The organism is Hyphomonas polymorpha PS728 (assembly GCF_000685315.1).
GTDB classification, from domain to species: domain Bacteria; phylum Pseudomonadota; class Alphaproteobacteria; order Caulobacterales; family Hyphomonadaceae; genus Hyphomonas; species Hyphomonas polymorpha.
This window is the reverse complement of record NZ_ARYM01000004.1, coordinates 1-12475: the sequence shown is the minus strand read 5'-3', so window position 1 is coordinate 12475 and position 12475 is coordinate 1. Positions and strand designations below refer to the sequence as shown.

14 protein-coding genes are annotated in these 12475 nt (G+C 62.4%); 8 read left to right on the top strand and 6 right to left on the bottom strand.

Annotated elements, in window-relative coordinates; translation table 11 throughout:
* Positions 1-12 precede the first annotated feature (12 nt).
* The 4 genes from HPO_RS04155 to HPO_RS04140 all read left to right on the top strand — a co-directional run bounded on the left by HPO_RS04155 (position 13) and on the right by HPO_RS04140 (position 3326).
* Complete coding sequence (locus tag HPO_RS04155) at positions 13-1464, top strand: AMP nucleosidase (RefSeq protein WP_035595342.1); 1452 nt, start codon at positions 13-15, stop codon at positions 1462-1464.
* Positions 1464-1865, top strand: coding sequence for a cytidine deaminase (gene cdd, locus HPO_RS04150; RefSeq protein WP_035594939.1), 402 nt, complete (start codon positions 1464-1466; stop codon positions 1863-1865). Before HPO_RS04155 ends, cdd begins: the two co-directional genes overlap by 1 nt.
* A 56-nt stretch (positions 1866-1921) precedes the next feature.
* Positions 1922-2470, top strand: a complete 549-nt coding sequence (locus HPO_RS04145; protein ID WP_051612316.1) for a class I SAM-dependent methyltransferase — start codon at positions 1922-1924, stop codon at positions 2468-2470.
* A 61-nt stretch (positions 2471-2531) separates the two neighbouring features.
* The gene (locus tag HPO_RS04140; RefSeq protein ID WP_035594934.1) at positions 2532-3326 is read left to right on the top strand and encodes a tyrosine-protein phosphatase; all 795 of its coding nucleotides are present in this window, start codon (positions 2532-2534) and stop codon (positions 3324-3326) included.
* 110 nt (positions 3327-3436) lie between these two features.
* Here the strand turns inward: HPO_RS04140 and HPO_RS04135 are convergent, their stop codons facing one another.
* Positions 3437-4354: an SDR family NAD(P)-dependent oxidoreductase gene (locus HPO_RS04135; protein ID WP_035594931.1), complete on the bottom strand. Its 918-nt coding sequence runs from the start codon at positions 4352-4354 to the stop codon at positions 3437-3439.
* Between the two features lie 113 nt (positions 4355-4467).
* Between HPO_RS04135 and HPO_RS04130 the strand changes: the two genes are divergently transcribed.
* Genes HPO_RS04130 through HPO_RS04120 form a run of 3 tightly spaced genes read left to right on the top strand, consistent with a single transcriptional unit; the run spans position 4468 to position 5995 of the window.
* Entirely contained in the window at positions 4468-5118 is a 651-nt protein-coding gene (locus HPO_RS04130) for an HAD-IA family hydrolase (protein ID WP_035594928.1), read from the top strand.
* Positions 5105-5701: a hypothetical protein gene (locus HPO_RS04125; RefSeq protein WP_035594925.1), complete on the top strand. Its 597-nt coding sequence runs from the start codon at positions 5105-5107 to the stop codon at positions 5699-5701. Before HPO_RS04130 ends, HPO_RS04125 begins: the two co-directional genes overlap by 14 nt.
* Before the next feature lie 3 nt (positions 5702-5704).
* Entirely contained in the window at positions 5705-5995 is a 291-nt protein-coding gene (locus HPO_RS04120) for a 4a-hydroxytetrahydrobiopterin dehydratase (RefSeq protein WP_035594923.1), read from the top strand.
* A 3-nt stretch (positions 5996-5998) separates the two neighbouring features.
* Here HPO_RS04120 and HPO_RS04115 read toward each other — a convergent pair whose 3' ends face one another.
* From HPO_RS04115 to HPO_RS04100, 4 genes are read right to left on the bottom strand one after another with little or no spacing between them, the layout of a single operon-like run.
* Complete coding sequence (locus HPO_RS04115) at positions 5999-7540, bottom strand: carbon-nitrogen hydrolase family protein (RefSeq protein WP_035594920.1); 1542 nt, start codon at positions 7538-7540, stop codon at positions 5999-6001.
* A 32-nt stretch (positions 7541-7572) separates the two neighbouring features.
* Positions 7573-8868, bottom strand: coding sequence for an ATP-binding protein (locus HPO_RS04110; RefSeq protein ID WP_035594918.1), 1296 nt, complete (start codon positions 8866-8868; stop codon positions 7573-7575).
* 8 nt (positions 8869-8876) lie between these two features.
* Positions 8877-9566 (bottom strand): response regulator, encoded by a 690-nt coding sequence (locus HPO_RS04105; RefSeq protein WP_035594915.1) that lies wholly within the window; start codon positions 9564-9566, stop codon positions 8877-8879.
* 10 nt (positions 9567-9576) lie between these two features.
* Positions 9577-9933, bottom strand: coding sequence for a MarR family winged helix-turn-helix transcriptional regulator (locus HPO_RS04100; protein ID WP_277813426.1), 357 nt, complete (start codon positions 9931-9933; stop codon positions 9577-9579).
* Positions 9934-10094: 161 nt separating this feature from the next.
* Here HPO_RS04100 and HPO_RS04095 point away from each other — a divergent pair, with 161 nt between their 5' ends.
* A complete protein-coding gene (locus tag HPO_RS04095) occupies positions 10095-10979 on the top strand; it encodes a branched-chain amino acid aminotransferase (RefSeq protein ID WP_035594912.1) in 885 nt (294 codons plus the stop codon).
* Between the two features lie 26 nt (positions 10980-11005).
* Here HPO_RS04095 and HPO_RS20700 read toward each other — a convergent pair.
* Positions 11006-12475, bottom strand: a 1470-nt coding sequence (locus tag HPO_RS20700) for a PKD domain-containing protein (RefSeq protein WP_035594909.1), incomplete at its 5' end; no start/stop codon positions are given.

The window sequence follows — 12475 nt, the reverse complement described above, 5'->3', positions numbered from 1 at the left end:
CCAATGGATGCCATGTCAAAACACGCGAAACCAGAAACAGTTATCGAAGCGCTCGAGGCGCTTTATGCCGAGGCGGTTGACGCCCTTTCCACCGCCCTCAACACCTTCCTGCATGACGGCACGCCGCCCAATCCGCGCCTGCGCGATGAAGGCGCCTTCTGCTATCCGCAGCTGCGCATCGTCTATGATCCCGAAGGGCCCCCGCCGCCGATTTCCCGCGCCTTCGGAAAATTCTCCGAAGCGGGCATCTATATCACCACCATCACGCGGCCCGAATTCTTCCGCGATTATCTGATGGAAGTGCTCACCCCGCTGATGCGGGATTATGACGTGGACGTGTATGTCGAGCGCTCGGCGTCTGAAATTCCGTATGCCTATGTTTGGGATCCGTCCCAGGCGGCTGGCCTGGAAGAGATTGCCCCGGCAGAGCTCGTGCGCTGGTTCCCTTCGCCGAAGCTGACGCTGATCGGCGATGAGGTGGCCGATGGCGAGCCCTTCGAGGCAGGCGAGGAGCGCCCGCTGGCCCTCTTCGATGCCCAGCGGGTGGATTTCTCGCTGAAGCGCCTGCAGCACTATACCGGCACGCCGGTGGAGCATTTCCAGCATTATGTGCTGTTCACGAACTATCACCGCTATGTGGACGCCTTCTGCGACTGGGCGCTGACACAGCTGAACGGCGAAACACGCTATACCTCTCTTTCCGTGCCCGGAGGGCTGGAGATTTCCCGTCCGGATGAGCATAGCCGGGCGGCGATTGATGCTTCGCCCTGGCGGCGCTTCCAGATGCCGGCCTATCATTTGCGCGCGGCAAATGGCGCGGGCATCACGCTGGTGAATATTGGCGTCGGCCCCTCCAACGCCAAGACGATCACCGATCACCTTGCTGTCCTGCGCCCGCAGGTCTGGCTGATGGTGGGCCATTGCGGCGGCCTGCGCCATTCCCAGTCCATAGGGGACTATGTGCTGGCCCATGCCTATCTGCGCGAAGATCATGTGCTCGATACGGTGCTGCCGCCGGAAATCCCCGTTCCTCCGATTGCGGAGGTTCAGGTGGCTCTGCAGGAAGCTGCCGCCAGGGTCACCGGCGAGAAGGGCGAAGCTCTGAAGAAACGCCTGCGCACCGGCACCGTGGTCACCACGGATGACCGGAACTGGGAGCTGCGCTTTACTGCCTCGGCCCGCCGCTTCAACAAGAGCCGGGCCGTGGCCATCGATATGGAAAGCGCCACGATTGCTGCCAATGGCTTCCGCCTGCGCGTGCCCTACGGAACGCTGCTATGCGTGTCCGACAAGCCGCTGCATGGCGAGATCAAGCTGCCCGGCGCGGCCAACCGCTTCTATGAGCGCGCCATCGGCGAACACATCCGTATCGGGATCGAAACACTCGAACGCCTCAGCGAAGACGGCGGCGCCGCCCTCCACAGCCGCAAACTGCGCGCGTTCGATGAGCCGCCGTTCCGGTGATGGCAGGTAGCATCGCCTGGGACGTCCTCAAGGCGGCGGCGCTGGCTGCGCAGGGGCGGGCTTATGTGCCGTATTCGGAGTATCGCGTTGGAGCGGCGCTGCTGACTTCCGCGGGCGAAATCGTGACCGGGTGCAATGTGGAAAACGCCACCTATGGCGCCACCTGCTGCGCCGAGCGGACGGCGGTGTTCAGCGCGGTGGCGGCCGGCCACCGGGCCTTCCGGGCCATTGCCGTGGCCACCCATGGGGCCGACGCGGGCACGCCCTGCGGCATCTGCCGCCAGGTGCTGGCGGAATTCTCCGCCGATGGCACCCTGGAGATCCTCTGCTTCACCCCAGAAGGCGCAGAGGCCCGCTACACCCTGGCCGAGCTTTTGCCCCATGCGTTTGCGCTGAAATAGGCGCGGCTGTGGAAGCGGACCGTTCAGAAGGCTGGGACGCGGTTGCCGGAGACTTCATGGCGGCGCGATCCGGCATCGGGGCGCAGCTGGTGCGGGACTGGGCGCGTGCGAGCCTTCCCGCCGGCGCGCAGATCCTGGATGTGGGCTGCGGATCAGGTGTTCCGATAGCGGAAGGGTTGATCGCTGACGGGTTCGGCGTCTGGGGCGTGGACGCCTCGCCGCGTCTGCTGGCGGCGTTTCGCGCGCGGTTTCCGCAGGCCCCGGCGGCCTGCGAAGCAGCCCAGGACGGCGCCCTGTTTGAACGCAGGTTTGACGGCGTAATTGCGGTGGGCCTGCTTTTCCTGCTGACGGCAGAGGATCAGCGGCGGGTGATCGCGCGCCTCGCAACGGCGCTGGCGCCGGGCGGGCGGCTACTGTTCAGCGCGCCTCTGGAGGCATGCGAATGGGATGATTCGCTGACGGGGCGGCGGTCTCTGTCCCTGGGGCACGGGGCGTATGCGGCCTTGCTGCAGGAGGAGGGTCTGTGTCTGGGAGGAACCTGCTGTGATGAGGGCGGAAACACTTATTTCGAGGCGGTGAAGGCGGGCGGCCTTGCCCCGGGGTGAGCGGCTGTGGACACAGGATTGTCACTGGACGGGCGGGCGGGTGCGGGCTACCCCCGTGGGCATGACTGATACAACGACAAAACCCCGCCTCCTGAAGTTTGAAACCATCCGCAATTTCCGTGATTTCGGCGGCTATGACAGCCGCCATGGCGGGCGGGTGAAGATGGGGCGGCTCTACCGCTCCGGCCACCATGCCGAAGCCTCGCAGGACGAGCTGCAGAAGATGACGGCGCTGGGCATCCATGTGCAGGCCGATCTGCGGCGCCCGGATGAACGGGAGAAATTCAAGACGCGCTTCACCGCGCCGGTGACCATCACGCATGATGGCGGGCGCGAGACAGATGCGCCGCATATCCGCTTTCTTTCCCGCATGGAGGTGAGCGCGGACGATGCCGATCAGTGGATGGTGGAATATTACGAAGCTGCGCCATTCAAGGAGCATCATACCTCGATGTTCTCCGACTGGTTCGGCCATCTGGCGGCGCTCGACGGGGATGCAGCGGGGCTGGTGAACTGCGCGGCCGGCAAGGACCGCACGGGCATTCTCTGCGCGCTGACGCATCATATCCTGGGCGTGAGCGAGGCCGACATCCGCGAGGATTATGACCTGACCAACACGGCCGTGGACGTGGCGTCGCGCCTGCCGGAAGCGGCCGCGTATTTCAACGATATGCTGGGCAAGGACTATCCGGCCGAAGTGTTCCGCCCGTTCATGGGCGTGCATCTGCGCTATCTGGAAAAGGCCTTCGCAACGATCAATGAGCGGGCCGGATCCATCGATGGCTATCTTGTCGACACGCTGAAGGTGGACGAGAAGATGCAGGATGCCATCCGTGAGCGGCTGATCGAAAAATAGGGCAAACGCCGCCCGGAGCTTGTCCGCTCAGATGAACCCCGCTGGCGCGGCGTTCATCGAGCGGGACGACAGGAGAGGGGCAGGGCCCCTCTCAAATCAGATCGGCCAAATCAAATCGGTTCGTAAGGGAACACGCTGGAGGTCGCGCCGAGATCGGTGAAATCCGGGCTCATTGCCGGGAAGGCCTGGCTGATGAGGCTTTCCGGGTTCCAGCCTTCCATCCGCGCCAGCGATTTCACCGGGCGGGGCTGGTCGAACAGGATCACTTCATTGCCGCGCACGCCGAAGATCTGGCCGGAAACGTTTGCCGACTGATCCGAGCAGAGGGCCACGGCGAGCTGGGCCACCTGATCGGCGCGCATGCCGTTCTTCATGCGCTCCACGCGCTGGGCGCTGGCTTCATCCTTCACCGGGATCGAGGCGATCATCCGTGTCCAGGCAAAGGGCGCGATGACGTTGGAGCGGATTTTCTTGGCTGCCCCTTCCATGGCCAGGATGCGCGAGAGGCCGACAATGCCGAGCTTAGCCGCGGCATAGTTGGCCTGGCCGATATTGCCGATCAGGCCGGACGTGGAGGTGAAGAAGACGTAGGAGCCGCGCTCATTCTCGCGGAAATACTCCACCGCCGCCCGGCCCACATTGTAGGAGCCGTGCAGGTGCACATCGATCACGGCCTTCCAGTCGGCTTCGCTCATCTTGTGGAACATGCCGTCGCGCAGGATGCCCGCCGGATTGACGATGGAATCAAGGCGGCCAAAGGTGTCCAGCGCCTGCGTCACCATGCCGGCCACGGCGGTGTAATCGGTCACGCTTTCGGAGTTGGAGACCGCTTCGCCGCCCGCCGCGCGGATTTCCGCTGCGACAGCCTCGGCCGGGCCGGCATCGCCTTCATCCCCGCCTTTCAGGCCGCCGCCGAGATCGTTGACGATGACCTTGGCGCCTTCGCGCGCGGCCAGAAGCGCCGTTTCCTTGCCGATGCCGTTGCCGCCGCCGGTTACCAGAACCACCTTGCCGTCGAGAACACCCATAACTTCCTCCTGTCTGTTTCGCGCCGGACACTACCGGCCATCAGCGCCGGGGCAAGAGGCGGCGGAAAAATCAAGGTTTGAAATACTGCGCTCAAGCGGCTAGCAAGCCGGTCATGACACGTACCTTTCAGGCAGTAATCTGGGATTTCGGCGGGGTGTTCACCTCCTCGCCCTTCGAGGCATTCAACCGGTATGAGGCCGAAAAGGGCCTGCCGGCGGACTTCATCCGCTCGATCAATGCGGTCAATCCGCTGGAAAACGCCTGGGCCAAGCTCGAGCGCAGCCTGGTGGGCGCCGAGGAATTCGACGGCCTCTTCCGCGAAGAGGCCCTGGCCATGGGCCATGATGTGCCCGGCCGGGACATCCTCGGGCTTCTCTCGGGCCATCTGCGCCCGCGCGTGGTCAATGCGCTGAAGGTCTGCAAGGGCCATGGCAAGGTTGGCTGCATCACCAACAACGCCCCCATCGGGAAGGGCGCCTCGATGACCCATGATGACGAGAAGGCCGCCCAGCTGGCAGAAGTCTTCGCGCAGTTCGACCATCTGATCGAAAGCTCGAAACTCGGCATCCGCAAGCCTGATCCGCGCATCTATGCCCTGATGTGCGAAGCCCTGGATGTGGACCCGAAACACTGCGTCTATCTCGATGATCTCGGGATCAATCTGAAGCCGGCCCGCGAAATGGGCATGGCAACCATCAAGGTGACCAGCGAAGAACAGTTGCTGGCCGATCTGGAAGCCATAACCGGCTATGCGGTGCGCTAGCTTTACGCTTGCCGCCTGTCTGGCGCTGCTGCTGGCAGCCTGCGCGCCTGGCGAACAGGCGGCGGCGCCCGTGGCTGGCCCGCCTGTGCCTTCGGACTCCCTGACCCGGCCGCCGCTGGCGCCTGAGCCCGTCTCGCTGACGCCGGAAGCTGAAGCGATGAAAGCCGCCATCCTGCGCGAAGCCGAACGCGGCGCCCTGCGCAGCCTGGCGCGGCTGGCCGGCGAGCAGGAAGGTTTCATGTCGAATGTGGGCGGGCGCGACCATTTCGAATTCTGGGACCTGCTGCGCCGCACCGGTGTGGACCCCAACCGCAAGCTGCGCGACCTGTTTGAGGGGCCACCGGGAAAGCGCGAGATTGATGGCGAGATCTGGTTCGTGTGGCCCGACATCGCCGCCAAGGATGTGCGGGACCTGATCCCGGAAAAACTGACTTTTGTAGAACGCCGCCGCCTGCGCGAACTGATCGGCGAAGATGGTATCGACCGCATCCGTGCGGGCGAAGGCTATCCCGGTATGCGCACGGCGATTTCGGCGGAAGGCCGCTGGGTATATTTCGTACTCGGCCAGGACGGAGAGGAATAGGACATGTCGAAGATCGGTGCAGACGCCGCCATCAAGGCCCTCAAGGGCTGGAAGATCGCCGAAGGCGAGCGCGACGCCATCACGAAGGCGTATCGCTTTGCCGACTTCAAGGCAGCTTTTGCCTTCATGTCTGCCACGGCGCTGAAGGCCGAGCAGATGGACCACCATCCCGAATGGTTCAACGTCTATAACAAGGTGGACGTGATCCTGACCACGCATGACGCCGATGGCGTGACGCAGAAGGATCTCGAACTCGCCGGCTTCATGGACCAGCTGGCTGCAAGGCTCGGCTGAGCCTTACTTCCACACCACCCGGTAGAGATCGAACCGCCGGTCTTTCAGGTTCTGCACGGCGCCGGACTGGCGGGCGGTCAGCAGGTCTGACAGGGAGAGGTCAGCGATGGCCACCGTCTCGGTATTGGGCGCGACGTCCGCGGCAATCCCGTCGCGGGAGAAGGGGAAGTCCGACGGCGTGAGAATGCAGCTCTCCGCATAGTGAATGTCCATATTCTCGACATTCGGCAGATTGCCGACCACGCCGGACATGACGACATAGCACTGGTTTTCCACCGCGCGGGCCTGGCTGCAATACCGCACACGGAGGTATCCGCGGCGTTCATCGGTGCAGAAGGGAACGAACAGGATCAGCGCGCCCTGATCGACCAGGTGGCGGGCGATTTCCGGGAATTCGGAATCATAGCAGATCATCACGCCGATCGGGCCGCAATCGGTGTGGATGACCGAATTGCCTTCGCCGCCCTTGATATTCCACCACGTGCGCTCGGACGGAGTCGGGTGAAGTTTCTGCTGCGTGTGGACCGAGCCATCGCGCAGGAAGATGTAGGCGACATTGTGAATATCACCATCGGGCATCCGGGAGGGATGGGAGCCGCCGATGATGTTGATGTTGTAGGAGACCGCCAGGCGCTCCATGAAGGCGATGAAGCGCGGGGTGTATTCGGAGATGCGGGCAATGGCATCTGCCGGCCCCAGCGGCTTGCTCTCCAGGGAGAGGAGTTGCAGCGTGAAAAGCTCCGGGAACGTCACAAAGTCTGCGCGGTAATCCGAAGCGATATCGACGAAATACTCAACCTGCTGCTCGAACTCGTCAATGGAGTTGATGCGGCGCATCTGGAACTGGACGGTTGCCAGGCGCACGCGCTCGGGCAGGGAGGTGTCGCCCAGGCTCGGTTTGGCCTTGATGGCTTCCTGTTCCAGCGGATTGCGCCAGAACATCTGGGTGGCATGGCCGCAGGAGTCTGTGTCCTCGGGCATGTAATTCTTCAGCACGCCGACGACCTCAAAGCCCTGGCGCAGCTGGAAGCTGAGCACCGGATCGCGCAGCTTTGAGGCCTTGACCGCTTCGATATAGTCGGCGGGGTTTGGGAATTCCTTCTGGTGGCGATGATAGCCGGGCATGCGGCCACCGAAGACGATGCCCTTCAGTTCCAGCCATTGGCAGAGATCCTGGCGGACCTTGTAGAAACGCTGGCCGATCCGCAGACGGCGGAATTCGGAATCGACGATCACATCCATGCCGTAGAGCATGTCGCCTTCCGGATCATGCCGGGCGGCAAAGCCTCCGCCCGTGATCTCGTTCCAGGTATGCTGGGAAAGGGCGGTGGCAGAATCGATCACGAAGGTGACGCAGTGGCCGACGATCTGGCCTTCAAACTCGGCGACAAACTGCCCGTCCGGGAATTTGTTGATCTGCCCGGCGATCTGGTCAACCGTATAGCCATCATCGACCCCATAAACCTTGTCATAAAGGGGACGGATGCCCGCAATATCCTTCGGCTTGGCATTGCGGATGACGAGTTTGGTGCGTGTGGCTGTCATGGTTTCTCCAATGAACGTCCTTGCGCCTTTATCTAGTGCGGCAATCTTAAGATTGCGCGTAGCCCGCCTAGGGGGCTGGGCGCAAGACGCACATCCCCGCCATGCATACGGGCGGTGTCACGCGCCAGCGTCAGGCCGAGGCCCGAGCCGGACACATTCTGGCTGCGGGCTTCATCCAACCGCGAGAAGGGGCGGAAGGCCTCCTCATAGCGTTCAGGCGGAATGCCGGGGCCATCATCATCCACGATCACCTCGGCCCAGTGCGGCCCGTTGACGAGGGTAACACGGGCATGGCTGGCATATTTGAGGGCGTTGGAGACAAGGTTGTTGATCGCGCGTTTCAGCGCCAGCGGCCGGCCCCGCACGCTCAGCGATTGCGGGCCGCTGACCGGGACATGCGGCCCGAAACCCGACACGATATCGTGAACCATCGCGCCCAGATCAAAGCTGCCCGGCTCGTCGCCCTCCTCGCCGCGTGCAAAGGCGAGATATTCGTCGAGCATCATGGCCATGTCATCAAGGTCTGACTCGGCGGCCTTCATATCCTCCGTCTCCGGCATCAGCGCGAGGGTGAGCTTCAGGCGGGTGAGGGGGGTGCGCAGATCATGGCTGACACCGGCCAGCATCGCGGTGCGCTGCTCGGCAAAGGCGGTGAGGCGGTTTTTCATGTCTATGATGGCGCGGGCCGCGTCGCGCACTTCGGTGGCGCCGGAGGGGCGGAAGCCGTCCAGATCCCGCCCCCGGCCGAAAGCGCGGGCCGCCTCCGAAAGGCGCAGGATGGAGCGGACCTGCTGGTTGAGAAAGCCGATCGCCAGGGCAACCATCAGCAGGGAGAAGAAAATCACCCAGACAATGAAGAAGTGCGAGTTGATGACCAGCGCCCGTTTCCGGTCCATCACGATTTCTGCCGTTTTGCCGGCAACGGGGAAACGAATGTGCAGCTTGGTATCGTTCGGGATCAGGCCGACCACAATGTCATCGCCGAGCCGCCCGGCAAGTTCGCTCTTGAGCGTGTCGTTATAGGAAAAGCTCTGCCTCAGCGCGCTGTCGGGAACGGCGCCTGGCGGGAGGCTGCAGGTAAACTCCGTCTCCAGAAGATACTGGATGCGGGCCATATCCCCGGGCCCGTAGGCGGGATTGCGGCAGGCATCCCGGATCAGGGCGGCGTCACGCGCGATGCCCTGTCCCAGCTTGCGGTTCACTTCGGCAATATGGTTGGCATAGTAATACCAGGTCATCAGGCAAAGGATGATCAGGACCGGCGCCAGAATGATCAGCAGGCTGCGGGCATAGAGGCCGCGGGGGGTGATGTCTCTCAGGCGCAGCATGGACCCGCTCAATCCGGCATCAGGCGGTAGCCGATGCCCCGCACGGTCTGGATATGGATCGGTTCTTTCGGATTGGGTTCGATCTTGCGGCGCAGGCGGGTTACCTGCACATCCACCGACCGTTCCATGCCCGCCGAGGTCATCTCGGCGAGGTCTTCGCGGCTGATGGCTTCGCCGGGCGTGCGCGCGAGGATGGTCAGGAGCTGCACTTCGGCGTCTGTCAGGCGGATGCGCTGGTCGCCCGCCTTGAGCTCGCCCCGCTCTATATTGAAGACGAGGCCCGACATTTCGATCTCCTCCGGGGGAGGGGCGGGCTTTTGGGAGCGGCGCAGGATCGCCTCGCAGCGCAGGGCGAGTTCTTCGGGCTCAAACGGCTTGGCGAGATAGTCGTCGGCGCCCAGACGCAGGCCCTCGATCCGGTCGCGGGCCTCTCCGCGCGCTGTCAGCAGCATGACCGGCGTGGCCCTGGCCGGGCCTGACCGGATGCGTTCGAGCAGTTCCAGCCCGGTCTCGCCTGGCATCATGATGTCCAGCACGGCGAGATCGAAGGTCATGTTGTCCATCAGGCGGCGCGCCCCGGCAGCATCCGGCGCGCCCGTCACCCGGTAGCCCTTCAGCGTCAGGAAACGCTTGGTGAGGTCGCGGATGCGGTCGTCATCATCGACGATCAGGATATGGGCGGGATCTCTGAGGCTCATGGCGGTCTCTTTATTTCACCAGCGCTTCGAGCAGAAAGCGCGCGCCGGCGACCGCCTCAGGCCCGCAGGCGCGGAAGGCGACCCGCAGACGCTCGCGCAGCTCGATCGTGATCGGGGTCGTCAGCGTGGTGCCGGCGTCCGACAGGGTGAGCTTGCGGCGGCGGCCATCGGAGCCTTCGCGGGCCCGCTCGATCAGCCCGCGCGTGTCCAGCTGGCCGATGATCCGGGCGAAAGTTGGCACCGTCATGCCCAGTTGGCCCCGCAACTGGCTGACCGTAAGGCCCGGCTGGTAGCGGATTGCCATGAGAATCTGCATCTCAGACTTGCTCAGACCGGCCTTTTTGCGGGCCGATTCTGCCGCGCGCATAAGCTCATCTGCCCCTGAAATCAGGAGTCCTGCGCCCCTGTCGAGTTCCTGATCTGTCAGGAAGAGGCGGGGGTCAAATGGGCGGGTCAGGTTGACGGATTGAGCCATAAGTCGGAAATGAACGCGAACCGCAACAAAAGTGCAAGCGAGGAGCGTACTCAATGGCTGCCATCCCTTATGATGACCGTGACGGATACATCTGGATGGATGGGTCTTTCGTACCCTGGCGGGACACCAAGGTTCACGTGCTGACCCATGCGCTGCACTATGCGTCCTCCGTGTTTGAGGGGGAGCGGGCCTATGGCGGCAAGATTTTCCGCTCGCTGGACCATTCCAAGCGCCTGCACAATTCGGCGAAGATCATGGGCTTTGACATCCCGTTCAGCGTCGAAGAGCTGGAGAAGGCCAAGAAGGAAGCGCTGGAGAAATCCGGCCTCGACAGCGCCTATGTGCGCGCAGTCGCCTGGCGCGGGTCTGAGATGATGGGCGTTTCGGCCCAGAACAACACGATCCACCTGGCCGTGGCTGTCTGGCATTGGGGCGATTACTTCGCTGACAAGATGAAGGGCATCCGCCTGACCCATGCCGAATGGCGCCGCCCGGCGCCCGATACCGCGCCCTGCCATGCCAAGGCGGCCGGCCTCTACATGATCTGCACCCTCTCCAAACATGCTGCCGAGAAGGCCGGCTATCAGGACGCGCTGATGCTGGACTATCGCGGCCAGATTGCCGAGGCGACGGGCGCCAACATTTTCTTCGTGCGGGATGGCGTGTTGCATACGCCGACGCCGGACTGTTTCCTCAACGGGCTGACCCGGCAGACGACGATTGCGCTGGCCAAGGCCCGGCAGATCGAAGTGGTCGAGCGGGCGATCTTCCCGGACGAGCTGGCGACCTTCAGCGAGTGTTTCATCACCGGCTCTGCCGCCGAGATCACGCCCGTGGCCGAAATCGGCGCCCACCGCTTCACGCCGGGCCATATCAGCCTGACGCTGGCCGAGGACTATTCCAACCTCTGCAACGGCAAGCTGGAACTGGCGCTTTAGGGCGCCTTGGAGAATGAGGTTCGCTTTTACTCAGATTGTGGCTGATAAAGGCGAACTTCCTTCTTGTCCGGGTAAGCAATAACCAGGCTGGACGCTGAAAACCAATTAGATAGCGATTGACGGGCAGCGCGCGCTCCGAGCCCTATCTCCAAGAATGAAGGTGCTTCCGGGGGTAGTTGGAAGGAACCTGGTAGAAAGCCCGCAGGCCCGAACACAATTGCCTGAGGCGAAGTCTCGGAAATGACGACAATTTCAGGTACCCAGTTCTGATCGAGGTCGTCCATAATTACATCGCTAGGGATGCCTATCGGCCACGAATACGTTCTCTGAACGATATTCCGGTTCTCATCGAACCCTGCCAAGACCAAGCGGTGCGTGCCTTCGTGTTGATCATCCGTCAGCAGCAGCGCGAGTACCTGTGGTCCCCGTCCGGTACTGAAGGTCTTGGCTTTGACGAGCCTAAGGGGGGTAGTAGAGTTGAGGGCGACAGGTGACATTTGAGACAGCGAATATGCGTTGGGGTCAGAGAGGCTGTCGAAACCCTGGTTTCCAGAGTAAACTTCAAGATTGTTTGTGTTCGAATTAAATGCCAAAATTGTTCGAAGCACATATCCCTCTGGACTTGAAAAATGAAAGCTTCCGCCAATCGGAACTTCTGGAACAATCAGACCACAGAGTGATTGACCGTTTGCTACCACTTGGAAAAGCTCCATTGGTTGCATTGCGAATGATAGGTAAACTGTAAAGCCTGTATTGCGCTGCCCAATCACGATGTGGGGAAACGAAAACTCTGAGGAATTGATCTCCACGGCACAAGGCGCGTCCACAGTGAAGTTTTGAGCGAAGGTAAGGGGTCGTGAATTATTCGTTCCCTCTACATAAACCTGCACTTCGCCGCGTTCTTCCTGCGCGATAGCCAGACCGCTGAACTGTGTGCCCCACCGGCCGTTAACGAAGCTGATTGCAGATGGAGCGGGAAATGTATCCGATAGGAGAGGAGCAAGCGTTACGTCTAAAGTGTCGTTCGACACACGGAAATCTACTGCTACAATTCTCTGTTCTCCACCTGGTTCTGCTTCTGTGATCAACACGGGAAAACTGAAAAACTGCATCAGACCGATTGGCCTATCCTCGAACGAGGCGAGAGCAACAAGGCTCAAAGGCGTAGCAAAGGCAGGTGTCTGCGCGATGTTTTCGAAGGTTACGGAGACATCTTCTATGGACGAAAGATCTCCATCCGAAACGCTGACGCGGAAGACTGCCTCGGTATCCTCTGTGACTTCGGCGGCGGTGACCTGGAGCACGGCCTGGTTCGGCGTGGCGAGTGTTACGGGCGGGCCGGAAAGCTGGCTCCAGGTGTAGGTCAGCGCGGCGCCTTCCGGGTCTGTCGAGGCAGAGGCGTCCAGCACGAAGGGCTGGCCTTCCTGCGGTGCGGCGGGTGTGGCGGTAGCCTGCGCGGTGGGGGCGGCGTTAACCGGCGGCGGAGGCGGCGGGGG